This window comes from Nostoc sp. (assembly GCF_036917275.1).
Taxonomy (GTDB): domain Bacteria; phylum Cyanobacteriota; class Cyanobacteriia; order Cyanobacteriales; family Nostocaceae; genus Nostoc.
Genome location: NZ_JBALDF010000015.1, coordinates 57,633 through 76,406, shown reverse-complemented (window position 1 = coordinate 76,406; position 18,774 = coordinate 57,633). Strand labels below are relative to the sequence as shown.

General features: G+C 41.1%; 15 protein-coding genes, 1 tRNA gene and 1 pseudogene. 8 read left to right on the top strand and 9 right to left on the bottom strand.

The window, feature by feature from the left end; genetic code table 11:
* Nucleotides 1-63 precede the first annotated feature (63 nt).
* Nucleotides 64-1,719, bottom strand: a complete 1,656-nt coding sequence (locus V7K35_RS06120) for a B12-binding domain-containing radical SAM protein (protein WP_335077240.1) — start codon at nt 1,717-1,719, stop codon at nt 64-66.
* A gap of 324 nt (nt 1,720-2,043) precedes the next feature.
* Here V7K35_RS06120 and V7K35_RS06115 point away from each other — a divergent pair, with 324 nt between their 5' ends.
* Complete coding sequence (locus V7K35_RS06115) at nt 2,044-3,663, top strand: cyclic peptide export ABC transporter (RefSeq protein WP_335077239.1); 1,620 nt, start codon at nt 2,044-2,046, stop codon at nt 3,661-3,663.
* Nucleotides 3,664-3,795: 132 nt separating this feature from the next.
* Here the strand turns inward: V7K35_RS06115 and V7K35_RS06110 are convergent, their stop codons facing one another.
* Together V7K35_RS06110 and V7K35_RS06105 are read right to left on the bottom strand one after the other, a co-directional pair.
* Entirely contained in the window at nt 3,796-5,616 is a 1,821-nt protein-coding gene (locus V7K35_RS06110; RefSeq protein WP_335077237.1) for an iron uptake porin, read from the bottom strand.
* Between the two features lie 1,468 nt (nt 5,617-7,084).
* Nucleotides 7,085-7,528: a TOBE domain-containing protein gene (locus V7K35_RS06105; RefSeq protein ID WP_335077235.1), complete on the bottom strand. Its 444-nt coding sequence runs from the start codon at nt 7,526-7,528 to the stop codon at nt 7,085-7,087.
* A gap of 89 nt (nt 7,529-7,617) precedes the next feature.
* Between V7K35_RS06105 and modA the strand changes: the two genes are divergently transcribed.
* Complete coding sequence (gene modA / locus V7K35_RS06100) at nt 7,618-8,412, top strand: molybdate ABC transporter substrate-binding protein (protein WP_335077233.1); 795 nt, start codon at nt 7,618-7,620, stop codon at nt 8,410-8,412.
* 166 nt (nt 8,413-8,578) lie between these two features.
* Here modA and V7K35_RS06095 read toward each other — a convergent pair whose 3' ends face one another.
* The 3 genes from V7K35_RS06095 to V7K35_RS06085 form a co-directional block, all read right to left on the bottom strand.
* Nucleotides 8,579-9,136, bottom strand: a complete 558-nt coding sequence (locus V7K35_RS06095) for a peroxiredoxin (RefSeq protein WP_335077231.1) — start codon at nt 9,134-9,136, stop codon at nt 8,579-8,581.
* A gap of 51 nt (nt 9,137-9,187) precedes the next feature.
* Complete coding sequence (gene sipA, locus V7K35_RS06090) at nt 9,188-9,436, bottom strand: regulatory protein SipA (protein WP_335077229.1); 249 nt, start codon at nt 9,434-9,436, stop codon at nt 9,188-9,190.
* Nucleotides 9,437-9,848: 412 nt separating this feature from the next.
* Nucleotides 9,849-10,367 (bottom strand): Spy/CpxP family protein refolding chaperone, encoded by a 519-nt coding sequence (locus V7K35_RS06085; protein ID WP_335077227.1) that lies wholly within the window; start codon nt 10,365-10,367, stop codon nt 9,849-9,851.
* 374 nt (nt 10,368-10,741) lie between these two features.
* Here V7K35_RS06085 and V7K35_RS06080 point away from each other — a divergent pair, with 374 nt between their 5' ends.
* The 4 genes and pseudogenes from V7K35_RS06080 to V7K35_RS06065 all read left to right on the top strand — a co-directional run bounded on the left by V7K35_RS06080 (nt 10,742) and on the right by V7K35_RS06065 (nt 14,540).
* Nucleotides 10,742-12,016 carry a sensor histidine kinase gene (locus V7K35_RS06080; protein ID WP_335077226.1) on the top strand — a complete coding sequence of 425 codons (1,275 nt, stop codon included), beginning with the start codon at nt 10,742-10,744 and terminating at the stop codon, nt 12,014-12,016.
* 303 nt (nt 12,017-12,319) lie between these two features.
* The gene (locus V7K35_RS06075; protein WP_335077224.1) at nt 12,320-12,586 is read left to right on the top strand and encodes a hypothetical protein; all 267 of its coding nucleotides are present in this window, start codon (nt 12,320-12,322) and stop codon (nt 12,584-12,586) included.
* Nucleotides 12,587-12,685: 99 nt separating this feature from the next.
* The gene (locus V7K35_RS06070) at nt 12,686-13,111 is read left to right on the top strand and encodes a hypothetical protein (protein ID WP_335077222.1); all 426 of its coding nucleotides are present in this window, start codon (nt 12,686-12,688) and stop codon (nt 13,109-13,111) included.
* 235 nt (nt 13,112-13,346) lie between these two features.
* Nucleotides 13,347-14,540, top strand: a pseudogene (locus tag V7K35_RS06065) (sulfate ABC transporter substrate-binding protein).
* Nucleotides 14,541-14,548: 8 nt separating this feature from the next.
* On the opposite strand, the gene V7K35_RS06060 reads toward V7K35_RS06065, so the two are convergent.
* Nucleotides 14,549-15,955: a lysophospholipid acyltransferase family protein gene (locus V7K35_RS06060; RefSeq protein WP_335077221.1), complete on the bottom strand. Its 1,407-nt coding sequence runs from the start codon at nt 15,953-15,955 to the stop codon at nt 14,549-14,551.
* A 401-nt stretch (nt 15,956-16,356) separates the two neighbouring features.
* Nucleotides 16,357-16,803 (bottom strand): DUF2127 domain-containing protein, encoded by a 447-nt coding sequence (locus tag V7K35_RS06055; protein WP_335077219.1) that lies wholly within the window; start codon nt 16,801-16,803, stop codon nt 16,357-16,359.
* Between the two features lie 295 nt (nt 16,804-17,098).
* Here V7K35_RS06055 and V7K35_RS06050 point away from each other — a divergent pair, with 295 nt between their 5' ends.
* Nucleotides 17,099-17,503, top strand: a complete 405-nt coding sequence (locus tag V7K35_RS06050) for a hypothetical protein (protein ID WP_335077217.1) — start codon at nt 17,099-17,101, stop codon at nt 17,501-17,503.
* A gap of 191 nt (nt 17,504-17,694) precedes the next feature.
* Here V7K35_RS06050 and V7K35_RS06045 read toward each other — a convergent pair.
* Nucleotides 17,695-17,767 (bottom strand) — tRNA-Ala (locus V7K35_RS06045).
* A gap of 72 nt (nt 17,768-17,839) precedes the next feature.
* On the opposite strand from V7K35_RS06045, the gene trhO reads away from it, so the two are divergent.
* Nucleotides 17,840-18,754, top strand: a complete 915-nt coding sequence (trhO, locus tag V7K35_RS06040; protein ID WP_335077215.1) for an oxygen-dependent tRNA uridine(34) hydroxylase TrhO — start codon at nt 17,840-17,842, stop codon at nt 18,752-18,754.
* The last annotated feature ends 20 nt before the right edge of the window (nt 18,755-18,774 follow it).

The window sequence follows — 18,774 nt, the reverse complement described above, 5'->3', positions numbered from 1 at the left end:
GTGAGCTATCAAATTTAGATTTAGCACTTGTAGCAACAAATGCTTAGTACCTAATATTGACAGTTAACTACGAACTTTGGTGAGGATTTTTTGAGAATAAAAGGAAGCTGATTCTTCATTTTTGGCGCAATCTTGAGCAAACTTAATCAGATGGTGTCCCACAAGTCCAACGTGAACCAAGTTTTCAATATCACCTGCTTTCAGGGCTGGCTTGGCCATTTTCCAAAAAGTTTGACGATAGTTACTAAATATGCCTATCCGCAGCAAAATATTGGTTAAATAAGTTAAACCTTTGCGAATATTAGCCCCAGAAGTGCGAGCTGGGCTATTGGGTACTTCGATGCGGTTTGGGTAGGTGTGTTCCATATTGTAGGCGAACCGCTCATATAAAAATTCTGGCTCATAAGCTGTTGTAATGCAGCGCCGCCACATCTCAATAACTTGCTCGTAGGGCATCAAAAATTCAACATTTGATTCGCGACTTTCATCAAAGACAATTCGTCCTTCTGCTTCTAACCTCCGCCATAAAGGAGTTCTAGGTAATGCATGAAGTAAGTTAATTGTCAACATGGGAATTTGCGATGCCCGAATAAATTCGATAATTCGGTCTGCTGTTTCTGGTGTATCTGTATCTAACCCGATGATGATTCCTGATACTACTTCCATGCCATAACTATTTAAAACCTGAATCGCTTTTAAGATTGGCATACTCAGATTTTGGTCTTTGGAAATAGCATGGAGAGCATTTGGTTCAGGTGTTTCAATGCCGCAAAAGATTGTGCAGAAATAAGCTTCGCGCATCATCTCTAGCAATTTTGGACTTTGAGCTAGGTTGAGCGTTGCTTCACAGGCAAACTGGATGGGGTAGCCGTTGCGTTTTTGCCAGTCAATCAGATGAGGAATTAACTTCATGGCGGCGCGGCGATCGCCAACAAAGTTATCATCGACAAAATACACTGCCCCCAAATTGCCAGATTGTCGCATTGCGTCTAGTTCCGCAACTACTTGCTCTGGTGTTTTCATCCGGGGACTGTTGCCGTAGAGTTCTGGAATATCACAAAACTCGCAGCGATAAGGGCAACCACTGGAAAACTGGACATTTGCCAGGAAATAATCATTGATATTCAGCAAATGATAAGCTGGAGTGGGAAACTCTGTTAGGGGCAAACGTTCCTTAGTTTCAAAGCGAATTTGCTGTTGGGGACGTTGCGAATTTTGATCGAGATATTCGATCATGCGATCATTGGCATCTCCCAATTCACCCAAACTTAAAATGTCAAACTCAGGATAATATTCTGGACACCCAGATACCGAGGGACCACCCACAACTGTGATTTTGCCGGCTCGATGGGCAAGTTCATTAATTTGATTAATCTGTGGTTTCTGGATATGCATTCCACTCACAATCACCACATCAGCCCATTGGTAATCAGCCCTAGTTGCTGATTTGACATTCTCATCAATAAACCGCACTTCCCATTGTTTGGGTAAGTAGGCAGCCACAATTAAAATACCTTGGGGTGGCATAAAAGCCCGGACATTACCCATAAGTGGGTAGGCGTGATGAAAAGTACCAAAGGAGCGGCTGTATTTAGGAAAGATACACAGAATGCGTCGATGGTGCAAAGGAACGTAGCGGGTTCCTTGATTGACAGGAGCGGTTTTAGAATCGGCCGCGACATTAATTTGTTGATCCAAAGACTTCATATTCACAGTCATCGCAAATTTCACCCCGGAAAACTGAGCAGCTAACTTGACAATCTACTGGCAGAATCAGTTGTAGTTGCAACTAGCTTACCGTGATATTTCAGAAGTTTTTAACTGTAAAATATAAAATCTCCCCTAAAAGCGCAAACTGAATTGGTTTACAAGCTACTGTGATGGAAATGGGGCATTGGGGAGCCACTACTGAACGCGAATGTGTCTCCTTTAGGAGTAGACGGGTTTCCCTTATCTAGTTGGCGTTGGGGCAATGCCCAACTTGTACTCCTTTGGAGAACCCGTAGGGTAACAACTGGCGTCATGGGGGTATGAGCGTTTGTTATGAATTTGATTTACTTTGTTTTGCGTTCTTCTTGGGGGATGGTGGCGATCGCGATCGCTACCGGATTTCTGAGTGGCGGTAGTAGTGCTGGCTTGATTGCCCTAATTAGCCGTACTGCTAGTAGCAGTTCCACTTCCAGGCTGACATCCATAACTTGGGGTTTTGCGGGGCTAGCAATAGTTGCACTGATTACCAGTATCATTTCCCAAGTGATGCTGATTCGCCTTTCTCAGAATGCTGTTTTGCAATTACGGATGCGTTTGAGTCGCCAAATTCTCGCTTCTGAGTTGAGTCATCTCGAAGGCTTAGGGAATCCTCGATTATTGGCAACTCTAACAGAAGATATTCAGGCGGTTGCCAATGCTGTTTATCAGCTGCCTTTTATCTTTATTAATCTAGCGATCGTCCTGGGTGGTATAGCGTATATAACTTGGCTCTCTTGGTTAGTACTACTGATGGTTTGTGGTGTTACAGTAGTAGCGATCACTAGTTGTCAGTGGCTACTCAACAGAGGCGGGAAATTGCTAGCCCTAGCTCGTGAAGATGAAGACCATCTGTTTAAACATTTTCGCACCATTACCGAAGGAGTCAAGGAACTCAAGCTAAATTATAGGCGGCGTCAAGACTTTTTAGAAGAAAAACTGCAATCAACTGCTAACGAATTTCGTGATCACAACGTTAACGGTCTAACCCTTTTTGCCATAACTTCAAGCTGGGGTCAACTCGTATTCTTTTTTGCCCTTGGTTTTGTGCTGTTCGCGTTGCCCCATCTGCTTACCATCAATCCTCAAACTCTCTCTGGCTACATTTTGATCTTGACTTATTTGGTGTTACCAATGGATAACATCATTAGCAAACTTCCCCTATTAAGCAAAGCCAGCATTGCCTTGCAAAAAATAGAGTCACTGGGTTTATCTCTAGCTAGTCGAACTGAAATATCGACTGTTCCACCTGCCCTTAAATCTGACTGGCACAGCTTGAAATTTAAAAATGTTACCCACACTTATTACACAGATCAAGAAGACAATAGCTTTATCTTTGGCCCCATCGACTTGACATTCTATCCTGAAGAAGTAGTCTTCATTGTTGGCGGTAATGGTAGTGGTAAATCTACATTAGCTAAACTAATTACTGGACTTTATATTCCTGAAAACGGCGAGATTTGGTTTGATAGTGAGTTAATTAGCGGACAGAACCGAGAATGGTATCGCCAGCATTTTTCCGTGGTATTTTCCGACTTTTATTTATTTGAAGAACTTTTGGGATTAAAAAATTCTAACTTAGATATTCAAGCAACCAAATATTTAAAACAACTACAACTAGACCATAAAGTTAAAGTTGAAAATGGGCAACTTTCCACCACTGCACTTTCTCAGGGACAACGGAAACGACTAGCTTTACTCACAGCCTACTTGGAAGATCGACCAATTTATCTATTTGATGAGTGGGCAGCGGATCAAGATCCAATATTCAAAGAAATATTTTATACTGAACTACTCCCAGAACTGCGATCGCGGGGTAAAACAGTGCTGGTGATTAGCCACGACGACCGCTATTTTCATTTAGCAAACCGAATTATCAAACTTGACTATGGACAAATAGAGTACGACAAAACTTAACCCAAGCGGATTGGGGTAAATGACTTACTTGTTTGATTTATGAGAATTGCAACATCCAGCTTTCCGACTTTTTTAAGAAGTCGGAAAGCTTCTTTCTCACGAATGATTCAAGATTGCTATAGTTTTTTCAAGTTAAAATCTGAAGGTAGTGCGGAGCCAAGCAACTACACTATCAGGATTGTCAGAATCAAAGTCTGGTGCAGTAATCCATATTACACCGGGGGTGATCGCAATATTGTCATTAACTTGATATTGGTAAAAGCCCTCAATATGTAAAGAGGTATCTTTGTCTACTTGACCAACGCCCGCTCCTAAATTGATGTTTTTACTTAGAGTAGTCAACTTTGGCTCCATGCCCACAAAAATGCCTCCCAAACTACCTTTGCTAAATAAATCGGGAAATGAGAGTCCGGCACCCCAGTCCCAGACTTCTGCATCACCGCTCCCTAAGTAACGGTGCGCGGAATAACCTACCCATCCATTTAATGCCACAGATGGATTAATCCGATAAAGCGCTTCTACACCATAAGTATTCGCTAAAGTTCCTTTTCCAGCCACGGTACTGTTTGCTAAGTTACTGCCGATAACTGGGCCGAAGTTTGTGCCACTTATACCTGTAGTGTTTGGTGGACTATAAGTATTGGCGTAAGTCAAAGCTAGCCGGAAATTATTCTTGGGGCTAGTGTATAGTAATTGTCCTAAAGCTACATACCTGCCTGAAAATAAGCCATTATTTTCTGTAGGATTGTTACCGTTAATCGAGGTGTACTCCAACCCTAATTGAAACTGTTTATTAAAGTCATGGAGAATAGCGATTCCGGCTCCGGTATCTCCGTAGTCATAGACCATATTTCGCCGCGAATATCGTGAGATCCCATTCGCTGCTGACCCCTCAAAATACGGGTTGATGGTTCCACTCAAGCCTAGTTCAAAGGCTCCATCAGACTGAGCAAAAACATTAATTGCAGTATTACTACCAGCTAAAAAACGATAGCGCAGACCAGAGAGGAAAAATTGATTGTTGGGAAAAAGTGGACTGGCGTAATCAGAAGTTTTGCCATCATTAGTTCCAAGTGTTCCACTTCTTGTTCCTCCAGAAGCGGTAATATTTCCTCCTGTGAGTGCTATCCGCAGTTGATCTGTACCGGTGAAACTGGTGTTTAAGCGCAAAATAACCCGGTCTTGAAATGTGAAGATGTGAGGTGCGGGTTGCTTGGTGACGACGTTATTGCCTGCTACAATTCCTCCAATCACAGTCTCAACTTCACCAACAAGTTTAGTTGTAGTGGAAAACTGCTGTGCTTGAAGAGTCGCTGTTCTTGCTTCCAACGAATCTACTCTCCCCCGCAGTTCGGCCAGTTCTGGCGCAAATTGACTTTGGAGTTTTTGCAATGTTTCTAAATCTTCTTTTCTCAGCAGATCGCTAGTTCCTGCACTTACCAACTCATTGATTCGAGCTAGCGCTGCGTTTAGTCCAGCCGCAAACTCGTAACGAGTCATTGCCCGATCACCTTGAAAGGTTTGATTGGGGTAGCCTGCAATCACCCCATACCGTTCCACTAAAGATTGCAAGGCTTGAAACGCCCAATCAGTAGGTTTTATATCTGATAACTGCGAAACAGAAGTTACCTGTTCTTTTGCTGTATTGTCATCTTGCGATCGCACTTGATGTCTGCTGACTGTAGGATCGTTAGTCTTAAAAGTAGGTAATGGTTTAGGTGAGAGTAATTGTGAAATAGGTGTAATTTTCTCAGCCACATAATTGTTGCGACCAGGAAAAAATACAGGTGACTGCCCAGAAGCAGGAACAAGGGTGGTATCACTCACAGTAGATGCAACAGATTCAGGTATATTAGCCTGACTTTTTGCCGGATTAATAACTGAGATAATTGAAATATTTACCAACAAAAGTAAGTACAATCTAAACTTTGAATTCCAGCGAACAATCGACATGACTCCTCAACCTTAAAAGTGAAATAACTGACTAAAAATTGAACAGCAAAAGCCGCAGAAATATTTATCACAATACTTCTACTTACATGCCAGATTATTTACTAGCAAATATCTAGCTGGCTATATATCTGAAATCTCAGAGTCTCAAACCAGCAATCCAGTGATTGAATATGAAAGGAAAGAAAATCGTATCCGATTATTTTTTATCTAAATACTGTAACACGATAGGTTTACAGTACTTTGGCAACTTATTTTTGCATAGAGATTTGTAAAATGCAAGTATCGTTACTTTAGAACAGTAAATTTTAATTAAAGATTCGCCATGCCCGAATTGCCAACATCGTACTTGTAAAAAGGTGCGTTGCCTGATATTACACAGCACTATTTTGCGATCATTCTGGCAGCAAACAAGACTAAGGTGATTACTTTGTGCCTGAAAAATAAATAACACTAGTAGCTGTAACCCGCAAAATAATCGCTTTCCTCAACAATACAGACATTGTTAACAGTGATGTTTATAATGTCAATTGCTGTTTAAAAGTTAACCAATCACCTTATCTCTATGTCATTATTGTGTCAATCTTATGTCAATGTTATCTCAAGATAATTTTCTGTATAAATAATTACCTGTAACAGCAAAAAATTATTAGGCTTTTATCAAGTCGTATCTTCTGCCGCACTAGTCGCCAAAAATTAAAAAAATTAACTCAATTTCAAAGGTCAGCAGAACAGAGTTATTCCACTTCGCTGATTACAGAAAATCAGGTAATCGCTTTGAAGCTTGGAAAATAAATCAAATGAGAAATGCTGATTTTTTGGTTGGTTCTTAACCTTGGTTTTGGTCAAAATTAATTTAAACCGCGTCCACCTTGAAAACTGTAGTTATTTCCGTATGAAAAGAAAAAACCCTCATCCCCTTCTCCCAAATTTGGGAGAAGGGGAGAGGGTTTTACGGTAAGGGCAAAAACTACGGTTCTCAACATAGATGAGGTTTAGATGCGATCGCCCTGGCTGTCTCTCCCATCAGGACAATCGTCTTTACTAGCAAGCGCATTCACATTTTTGACACAACTGTGTAATAGGTTTGTCAAAATCATGTGTTATGGATAGTGAACACAATATCAATTAATTATATAAGGCAGGTAATTCCTGCCTTTTCTTATAAATACTTTGGGTACAATCAAGTAATATTGTCATATTTTTGACATTAAATAATCATAGTACCGAGACAAAATGCAGTATTTAATTCATTAACTGAGGTTTTTGTCAAGAGTCATTTATATACGCTTACCTTGAGTCGAGCAACACTATTACAAGCGTCCATAGCAAAAATTCAACATCTCAACAGTCATCGATTAAGAAGTTTATACAGCAATCTGGAATCAAACGCGCAGAAAATTTTGCTCGTTTTTCTTGAGTGAATAGCAAAGCGATCGCTAAAGTAATTGTTCAGAGAGATCACCACAGCCTATTCTCTGGCAATAACTATATCGTTGGATTTAATAACGGCATAAGCCTCTTTCCCCTCAGACAAATCCAACTCTTCTACCGATACTCTGGTGATAATCGAAGTTAACTCAACTTTGTGAACAATCTCCAGCGTCACCTCACTATTAACGGCTCCAGTGACAACTCGTTTAACAATACCCTTGAGAATATTGCGGGAGCTAACTTTGAGTGGTTTCTTTTCAATACTAATTTCTATCTCAGGCTGTTGAGCGTAGATATCTTCCTCTTCCGTGTTTATGGTTGGTTGCGAGTTGGATGATGAAGAGTGTTGATTGAGACCACGTACTAGTTCCCGGAGAATCTCTGTCTTGGTGCGCTGAGACTGGCCGCAGAACTCTTCCAAAATCTTCCGCTCCTCTTCTGAGGTTTGGAATGTGACCCACCCTTGTTCTTTTTTAGGCATAAATTTACTGATATAGTTGGGAAAATATTGGTATTATTATTATTCTACCTAGCATCAATTTTAGAAAAAACCTCTCAAGCACCTTTTTTATGAAAAGAAGACAAATTCTTGGCTTCCTGGGTATAGCAGTTGCAGGCTTGCTTCTGGCAATTGGTTTACCATTGGTTACTCCTTCTGTTGTAATAGCACAGTCAAACACCAGCATACTCGTGTCCGCAGCCGCCAGCTTAAAAGAGACACTAGAAGAAATTAAGCCTCTATACCAACAAACTAAATCAAATGTCAACATTACTTATAATTTTGGGGCATCTGGTGCCTTGCAGCAACAGATTGAGCAGGGTGCGCCGGCGGATATCTTTATTTCTGCTGGCAAAAAACAAGTGGATGCCTTAGAAGAAAAAGGACTTTTAGTACCAGGTAGCCGTACTAACCTAGCAAATAACCGTCTAGTCTTGATTGTGGCTCAGGATGTTGTTGGCATCAGCAGCTTCTACAATTTAACAGATAGTAAAATTAAAAAAATTGCGATCGGTGAACCCAGAAGTGTACCTGCTGGGCAATATGGGGAGCAAGTCTTAAAGAAATTGAAACTTTATGATCGAGTTAAGTCTAAATTGGTCTTTGCTAACAATGTACGTCAAGTCTTGGCAGCAGTAGAAAGTGGCAACGCCGAAGCTGGTTTAGTTTATGCTACTGACGCCAAAATCTCCAACAAAGTAAAAGTTGTAGTCGCTGCTGACGATAAGTTTCACTCACCGATTGTCTATCCAATGGCAGTAATTAAAGGCAGTAAAAATATTCCCGCAGCCAAAGAGTTTATCGAGTTTTTATCTGGCAGTGAAGTCAAGACTGTACTCAAAAAACATGGGTTTATTGTAAGTTAGTCAAAAGTCAAAACCCTTTTATTCTGAGTAGAAAATGTGTAGGGTGTGTTAGCGATCGCGTAACACACCGAAAGCATCCTCAATGGCGCGTTAGGAACGTAACGCACCCTACAAAAGTTAAAAAATCCATTAGAGGACTTTTCAAATATCCTCTAAGGCTTATCGTTTAAGAAGCTGTGGACTGTAATTTTTCTAGTCGTGCTAGCACTTCTGAACTGTGAATGCTTGGGTTGACTTTGACAAAAGTCTCGCGCAAGATGCCTTGAGGATCGATGAGAAAACTGTGGCGCATCGATAAGAAACCGAGCCACGAACCGTAAGCTTTACTCACTGAACCATCAGTGTCAGCCAACAGCGGGAATTTTAGTCCCTCTGAATCACAAAATTTGGCGTGAGAATCAATGTCATCAGCACTTACGCCAATAATCTGGGCGTTTTTTTCGAGGTATTGCGGTAAGTCTTGCTGAAAACGGCGAGCCTCTATAGTACAACCAGAGGTGAAGTCTTTAGGATAAAAGTAGAGGACTAACCACTTACCGTGCAAGTCAGAGAGGGAAATTTGGCCATCCCCTGTATTAGTTGGCAAAGTAAACTCTGGTGCGGATTGATTAATTGCAGGAAGTTTACCACCAAGAGCATCAGCAGCAGGGGTAAAATTCAGCCAGCTGATCATAGAAATACAGCTGACAAATAATATGCTTAAAAAAGTGCGGCGGAAAATCATAGTGCAAACCAGAATTACAACTTTACACAAGTTTACAATTCTTGGTTGCTATTAGTCTCGCTCTGAGTGAGATTCGGGAGGGGTATCTGTACTTTCGATGTATTGGCTATCTAAGAGAAAGGCTCCCTTAGCGAAGCGAATACCCCAATATCCACCGGGACGACGGTCAATGACTATACCTTCCTCGCCAATGTGAATCACATCGGGGGGGCGCAGCATGGGCATAGGTTCAGCAGTTTTGACGTAGGACGGTAGTGCCACAACCCGGACTTTACTACCAATAGCGAATTCTTTAGACATTTTGAAACAGCTAGGAGTTATGAGTTATATGATGTCCGGCAAATCACCTGTAATATGTCATTGCGACTGAAACGAGGCAATCACAGGGTTTTGGGATTGCTTCCCTTCTCTACGAGACGCTCCTCGAACGATCGCAATGACGGTTATTTAAGCGGACTTGATATTAATCAAAACTCATAACTCCTAACTTTTACTAGGGGTTATCCAATTTTCTATTTTGGTATCAAGAAAGAGGGAAAGGAAAAGGGGAAAAATTTCATCCCTTTTCCTCATCTTCTGCAAGAAGTCTATTAATTTTTGACTATGGAAAACAATGCCTGAACATCAGTAAAGGTAAATGCCACAGTAATTATAGTTACCAAGTATCTGGGGCTTTAACCCAGATACTTGGTAACTATTTTTTGAAAGATTATTATTGAGGATTGCCTTGTTGGCCGCGTGAAGGGGCATTCTGACGGAATTGCTCTATTTTTTGCCGCTGTTCGGGGGTTAAGACTGCTTGAATCTGTTGTTTCTCAGACTCTCGAATTTGTCGGATTTGGCTTTTCTGTATTTCACTCAGATTTAAGTCAGCAAAATCACCTTTTCCGCGACCATGATGTTGACCTGGTTGCCGTTGACCTGTTTGTCCTTGAGCCTTACGCGCTTGCCACTCAGCCCGACGCGCTTGTTTTGTTGCCTCTAACTTGGCCTTTTGTTCTGGGGTGAAAACTGCCTCCATTTTGGTGCGGCTATCGCGACGAATTGCCTGAATTTGGGTTTTTTGGGCATCTGTTAGATTCAAGTCTTTCCAAGGGCCCCTTTCTTTTTGTGGACTTTGTGCAAGTAACACGGGTGAAGGAGAGGCTGTTTGAGCATCAACAGCAAAGGAGGTTGCAGTTAAAGTTAAGGCGATCGCTCCAGCGACTAACGATAATGCTTTGAGTTTCATTACTTATTTGGTGGTTTTTTCCTGGTTGGATGCCACCATCATAAGAATTTATCTTCAGTAGTCACATGAGGAGAAAGTCATGGTTTTACCCATGACTTTAGTCATGATGGAATTTTAACAAATTTGACTGACAATAAATAATTAGGGGTTAAGAGTTAGAACTGATAAGTTATGAATAATGCAGATTTTGATTATGATTAATTTATAAATCCTTATTTTGCGTATTATCTAATTTTTGGACATTGCACTTGCTCTTAATTGCTCATTTAGCGATAAATTTAAGCATTTGCTGAAGTTCTAATCGTTGGATGCCGCTGAAAAGTTCTGAACTCCTAACTCCTAATTCATAACTCATAACTGGAATGAAGCGACTAATGAATCGCCCAATTGAGATTAAGAAACATCCTTTTCCATCTCTGCTTTATCTGGAGTGGATACTACTGGCAATCACTGCATTGACAGCAGTTATACCACCTCCGTTACGGCGATTTGGTCCAAAACCTCCAGAACTATCAATTTGTAGTATATTTCCAGACTTATCAATTTGCAATCTCTTGCCAGAACTGTCAATTTATAGTCTAATTATTTTTGCCTTAATGGGCTTAAGATTACCCAAAAATAACCAGATAGCTAAGGTAATATACACAGTAATTGAAATTATATTAATTTTAACAACTGGACTTTTTGGTGAAAGATTTGCTCGCCTTTTCTCCGTTTTATACATAATTTTAGTTACTCGCAGTTGCTTAATTTTTAAGCTACCTGGACGTTTATTCGTTACAAGTCTCTCATTTACCTTATTTCTATTTACTACACAGCTAAAATACCAGTTATTCAATTATCAAGCATCACCACAAGCACAAGAACGATCTCGTTTTTTTAGCTGGAATTGGTCGTTAACATTTGGCTTAAGTTTAGTTTTTGTATTGTTGATGATGAATGCAGTATTATCTGAACGGTACAGTCGAGAAAAGCTAGCGATCGCTAATGAAAAACTCCGTCAATATGCCATGCAAATTGAAAATCAAGCTACCTTGGAAGAACGTAACCGCATTGCTCGTGAAATTCATGATTCATTAGGACATTCTTTGACTGCTTTAAATCTGCAATTAGAAACTGCTTTAAAATTGTGGCAATCTAATCCAGGTAAGGCAGAAACATTTCTAGCAACAGCAAAAGAATTAGGATCAAAAGCGTTAAAAGATGTCCGTCAATCTGTTTCTACTATGCGTTTTAATCCCTTACAAGAGCAATCTTTAGAACGTGCGATCGCTAGTCTTTCAGAAAGTTTTCATCGCTCCAATGGTATTTTACCAATTTATCAAATCAATCTGGAATCTACTCTCTCACCTGAAATCAACACCGCTATTTACCGGATTACTCAAGAATCATTGACAAATATTTCTAAATATGCGTATGCAACAGAGGTTAAACTAGAACTTACTGAGATCAGAGGAAGTTTACGATTGATAATTCAGGATAATGGTAGAGGTTTTGATTTAGGGCAAAATACTACTGGTTTTGGACTTCAGAGTATGCGCGATCGCACTTTAGCACTTGGAGGTGAGTTTAATATTAACAGCGATCCTGGTTCTGGTTGCAAAATTACAGTTAATATTCCTTTAACAAGGTTCTGGAGTTTAGACTAAAAGCGATATGACAGAACGCAAATAAAATGGAATTAGAGATTAAAAATATTATTTTCTCAGCCTCAAAGCATCCGCGACCTTTTTCAGTTTGGGACATTCTCCTTTTAGGAGAGAGGTTTGGAGAGAGGTCTATATAACTCGGTGCGTTACGCTTCGCGGTAACACACCCTACATTGTTTCCCTCATCTCCCCCATCTCTCGTATGACCCAAACCTCTAACCAGGAAACCAATATATTAGGTAAATTCACAAGTGTACTTGGCTTGCTGGGTGCGGCGCTTTTCTTTGCAGGCTGGATTTACCGTTGGTCATATTTCTACTTTTTCAGCTAGAAGTCAATACTCTCGATTTACCTGCACAGTCTTTTTTGATAGTTCCCCTGCAAATATTTTTAGGAGATGGTTGGACAATCTGCAAAACTGTGATCGCTTTTTTTGTAGCTGCAATCGCCATTCAAGCAACGTTATGGTTAATTAAAATCATCAGTGAGACGGTAGTCTCTGCAAGCCAATTACTATTGAGTCGCATTATCTCTGCAACCCAACACAAACGCTCATGGACAGCTAAATAGCTAAAATCTCTGGCTGAATTTAGTTCTGGGCAACTGCGCTCAGTGGAATTTCTGCGATCGCTAGTCAATGAGATAGTAATAGTATCCTGGGTATTAATTGTGATATTTGGGTTAGCTCGTTGGCAAGGCATTGCAGATGCCCGACGAGACGCTGGTCAAAACTCCACCTTGCCTGTTGTAGCCTTAATTACACCTGAAGAAAAGTTTGCTGTGGGACGCAAACTTGATGATATATTTGCCGATCCGTCCTTGAAAGGTTATCGCATAATTGGCGATCAGGGTTTATTCGAGGATTTGCGAGGCAGGGAAGATAATGATAGCAATCCACAGCAGCCGCGAGTCTGGCGCTTACTCTTAGAACGTGGCGGCTGGATTTATTTGTTTCGCGCATTGCCTTCAAATGTAAAACTTGACGAGATACCCTCAGTATTGGCAATTCAAGAAGCTGACAAGGGACATATCATCATTCGCAGTCCAGAAGCTTCCAAAACTAGTTCTCCTTCATATATTAGACCTCTTGCATAAGTCGAATAGACCCCCCTTAATCCCCCCTTATAAAGGGGGGAAACTTTAAATCTTGCGCCCTCCCCTTGTAAAGGGGAGGGTTGGGGTGGGGTGTTAGGAACTTTTGCAAGAGGTCTATTGAATAACTTGTTTAAATTTAGGTTAATAAAAAGTTATTTATCCTTAACCATTGTTTTATAATGCCCCTTAACTACAGCATCTAGCTCAAGTTACCGCAGATTTAGGGAAAAATTTGATGAACCAGGGGCAACGGACTCCAAAATCAAGGAGATATTTGACTGAATTTGTTCAGACTTATATCGTTAAAACTTTACACCCTGCAAGACAGTGGCGTGTACAACTAATACGATGGTTGTACAAGTATTCTGCGTGGGGTGTTGCGTCCCTATTCTTGGTCGGAGTTAGCTTGAGTATCGTAATGGCTGCCTGCTCTCCACGTAATATCAATAATACTGGTAATGCTGGCGCAGCTTCCCAGAGTGATGTAACCCTAACCTTTGTTTTTTACTTGGTTACTAATGCAGCATACCAGCAGATTATTCCCAAATTTATCGAACAGTGGAAGAAAGAACATAACCAAAACGTCACTTTTAATCAAAGCTATGATGGCTCAGGTTCCCAAACTCTTGCCGTAATTGACGGTAAGGAAGCTGATGTCGTACACCTGTCACTTGCCCTTGATATTAATAAACTTGTTGAAGCAGGTTTTATTCAACCGGGTTGGGAAAAAGAAGCGCCTAATGATGCAATTGTTACCAAATCTCTAAATGCGTAGGCGTAGCCCGCCGCAGGCATCGCTATTCGTCAGGGTAATCCCAAAAATATCAAAACTTGGACAGATTTAGCACAAGATGGTGTAAAAGTGGTTACAGCTGACGTTAGAACCTCCGGTGGCGCTCGTTGGAACTTCCTTAGTCTGTGGGGTTCTGTGACAAAAACTGGCGGCAATGAAAATCAAGCAATAGACTTTGGAGATAAAGTCTATAATAATGCACCTTTATTACCCAAAACTGCTCGGAATGCCAGCGAAGTATTCTTCAAAGATGGTCAGGGTGATATTTTGCTTAACTATGAAAACGAGATGATTTTATCAACGCAAAATGGCGAGAAAATCTCATATGTTGTGCCCGATGTAAATATCTCCATCGACAATCCTGTTGCTGTTGTAGATAAGAATGTCGATAAACATGGGACTCGGCCGATTGCAGAAGCATTTATCAAATTTCTTTACACCCCAGACTCGCAACGAGAGTTTACTAAATTAGGATTTCGTCCCGTTGACTTGACGATCGCAAAAGAAACGGAAGGCAATTTTCCCAAAATTAAAACTATCTTTAAAGCGGAAGATTTAGGAGGATGGAACGAGATTCAGAAGAAATTTTTTGATGAAGGTGCAATATTTGACAAAATTAGGGCTAAAAAGTCTTAAAAGTTTCGTTATTTAATCATCTTTTCTAAAGCGATTTGCAAATCTTTTGTCAAATCGCTCACAGCTTGTTTAGCTGCATAGCGATCGTCCTGACAATTTCGAGAGCGTTCTGTAACTGAAATTGGCTCCCCCACGGTGATTTGTGCCTGTCGCAAACCTAATCGAGGTCGCCCCGGAAGGGTTGTATCCTGAATTCTAGAAAGCATATCGAATATTAGCAAAGCTGTTTCTGCAAATCGTTCTGCCGTCGGTTGTTCCTGAATATAAGTAGCTGTGACTGCAACAAAACTTTCCACTATCCGCATATGCCGCATTCGCAAGTCTGCTTCCTCTGCAATCCAGTCTGCCAAACCACGTTTAAAGGGTGATAAAGTATTTATATCTGGCAAATCTTCCCGATAAATGTAATTCCAGCCAGCCTCTTCTAAACGGCGACAGCGGTCAATAAAATTCCCCTGCGCTTGAACTCCAAAATATTGCTCGGTAACTTGTAAAGCCTTATCCAGTAAGCGATGAAGTCGGGCAATCAACACCTGATTAGGACTAGCAGATTCATCAGTTAAGATGGTTTTTGGGATGTCTTGATGATAGAAGCGACGATAAAACTCTTCCATCTCGGTAATCAGATATTCAGCCAACCTCCAGAGGCGTTGATAGTAAATCTCTTCGCCATCGCCCTGAGCAATTTCCTTAATTGGCAAGCCACTATCAGCTTCCAACTTACTGAGGAGCCAATCCAGTTTAGACCAAGGTGGTTCAACGTAACCATACTGGATGGCGATCGGCACAATGATCACAGTCTCACTCCGGTTAGCTTTTTGTAAGTCTTCTACACACCAGAACCCCATTTGAGCAACACCGGGTTCCAGTGGGCTAACAATACCACTGTGACCATTAGTACCTCCTTCTGGTGCCACTGCGATCGGTAGTTTGGCATTAGCAAACAACTCCCGTGCTGTTTGAATAGCTTGGCGATCTAGTCGTCTACCGCGATGAACTGGCACACCACCCAGCCGTGAAAACAACCAACCTAGCCAATCTCCAGCCCAAACCGTCATCCCCCGGTCATAGAGAAAATAACTGTGAACAAGGGATTGTAATCGAATACCTTTTTGACGAGCAACCTCTGGCACAATGCGAGAAAGCAAATATTGCATACAAAGGGGATCTTCCACCTCTGGGTGACGAAATGCCAACAAAAAGCGAATTTTTCCAGCCTGGAATTGCTGATAAAGTTCGGCCAATACTTCAACATTCTTGGCTTCAATCCTGAGAATACCAGCTGGTAGCCAAGGCCGAGTACGAAACCGTAGTGCGATCGGCAGTAACCAGCGAAAAATCTGGAGTATCAGCGGATTAAACTGTTGGGGAATAAATTTCAGTGGTGGTTGAGTAGAGTGAATCGTTTTGGGCAAGTCGCTCTCCAGATTGCATTTCTAGCGATTGTACAACGTGGGGTCTTGGTTTTACATCGACGCACAGATAAGTCTAAGAGGTTGTTTGAAAAGTGGTTAACTGTGATTTTAATTGCGTTGTTACCCCCCTTAGTCCCCCCTTATAAAGGGGGGAAATAAGAAAAATCCGGTTCCCTCACGCTACATGCTTCTCCCAAGGGGAGACGCTGCGCGAACAAGTCGGGCATTGCCCGCCCAACGCGGTGGCTCCCCTTATAAAGGGGAGGGTTAGGGAGGGGTAAAAAAATATTTTATACATCATTATGGACTTTTCAAACATCCTCTAAAGGACGGAAGCCACTTTTGTCAGACATGGCTCAGTTTTACCTCTCTAATGATAGACACTATCAGCGAATAAAAAATTATTTTCGATGTTTAGGAAAATTGCGTAATAGATACCAAAATACGGCTAAGTTCAACAAGAAAATCACTATTTTTATCGGAGAGATACCCCGAATTAATTCATAAATCTCTGGTGGAATACTGATACCGACAAGCACCAATACTAAGACATGTGCCCAACGTTTCTCGTTCCACAAACCAACAGCTTCAATAGTAGTTACAATAGCGTAGATTCCTGTGCCAATGCCGCTAAAGGCTAAGGTTCTTGGATTTAAGTTGATAACTTTTTTTAAAACCCAATCAATAATTATCGATTTTCCTTCTAAAACGTAATCCTTTGAAAAAATATCTAGATTTTGATAATTTTTTAATGTCAATAATAAAGCGATCGAAGTAACCATAAGCAGCAAGGCAGTAAATGATTTGTAGAGGACAATTGCCACTAACCCCAATGGACGCTTTTTCAAACAACCCCCTAAGTATATATAAGCCCAACTTTGATTAACTGGCTCTGGAGCCTGCCAACTAAAACGCTTATTGTAGCAGTACTTAATCGCCCAATCTTTACCATTTTCCCCTTTGTCCAAACAAGTAAACTGAAATGCTGAGTATCAAACTATTCCTGACAGCTTCAGAGACTCACCCAAATGGGTGAGAAACAATTCACCCTATCGACTGAACTAACTGTAGGAGGTTAAGGTTTATAACAAAGGAGACACTGTTATTAACAATCAAGTAATTAAAACTTATAAAGATAACCCCATGAAACTTACAACTTTGATTAATTCTGTAGCTATTATTGGTACTTTTGCCCTTACATCTGGAATTGCTAACGCTGAACCACCTACACATAACAACTATGCTGATGCTGGGCAAACAAATATAGCTATCAACTCTAACACATTAAACAGTAATTCCAAGAATGCCAGCTACCTCAAACCTTTTAATCTCGTTTCTCTCGCTTACCAAGGTGGTTTAAAGCAGCAGGGTATTCCCAGTGGGGGAACTCTAATCTATGAACGCCAGAACAGGAAGATTGTTGGGGAAGATTTAGTTAAGGCCGCTATCAATGCGAACAAATTACCGCCGCAAATTTTGAACGATCAAAATTACGTGAGTGCTGTAAGGGCAGAGTTGACTTCATTATATAGAGATTTATCTAACTAAGTACGGCTTTAAAGATCGGGTCAATTGGATGCAATACCAACTTACCTCTGGCTTAACCCCTCGCCTAGAAAGTGCTAAAACCCCATTCTGTATTAAAGAATGGGGTTTTGATTTAGGTGTGTTTTCTTTGGGATATTTGAAGCGATCGCTATTTAAATTTGCGATCGCACATTTAAATAAATCATATCCAATGGAGGTTAGCGGACTCGAACCGCTGACATCCTGCTTGCAAAGCAGGCGCTCTACCAACTGAGCTAAACCCCCATAAAATTAAAATAGTAGGTAACTTTGGTTGCAGTTGCTATTCTAACTTAATATTGTTCCGTTACTAAAGGGATGAAGCCAGAAAATATCCAAGTTGTTGCAGCATTGTATAAATTTGTCAAGCTGCCAGATTTTGCCGACAAACGAGATCCTCTGCTATCTTACTGTCAAACGCAAGGTGTCAAAGGGACTATTTTGCTGGCACAAGAAGGCATTAACGGTACAATTGCAGGTTCGCGTCAGGCGATTGATTCTGTTCTCTGGTTTTTGCGTTCTGATCCCCGTCTAGCAGACCTAGAATATAAAGAGTCCCATACCGAAATCCCGCCCTTTGAGCGGATGAAGGTGCGGTTGAAGCCAGAAATTGTCACTTTGGGATTGCCTGAAATTGACCCAAATGAACAAATTGGTACTTATGTCAGTCCCCAGAAATGGAATAATTTGATTTGTGATCCCGAAGTCACTGTGATTGACACCCGCAATGATTATGAGGTGAATATCGGTACTTTCCAAGGAGCAGAAAATCCCCAGACTAGCTCATTTCGAGAATTCCCTGATTATGTGCGCCACCACCTCGATCCAACGAAACACAAAAAGGTTGCTCTGTTTTGTACGGGCGGTATTCGTTGTGAAAAAGCCTCATCCTTCATGCTTGTCCAAGGCTTTGCAGAAGTTTATCATCTCAAAGGCGGCATTCTCAAGTATTTGTCAGAAATTCCAGCAGAGGAAAGTTTATGGGAAGGAGAATGTTTTGTCTTTGACGAGCGGATAGCCGTCACTCATGGATTAGAGTCAGGAAGTTGTGAGCAATGCTTCAATTGTGGGCGTCCGATTTCTGAATCAGATAAGGCGTCTGGTAAGTATGAGCAAGGTATCTCCTGTCCCCATTGTTTTGATAGCCTCACCGAGGAGAAAAGAGCGCGTCAACAGGAAAAATGGCGGCACTACCAAACCCAAGTTAGTAACAAAAATCGGGATGTAAGCTAACCGCAAAGTACGCAAAGAAT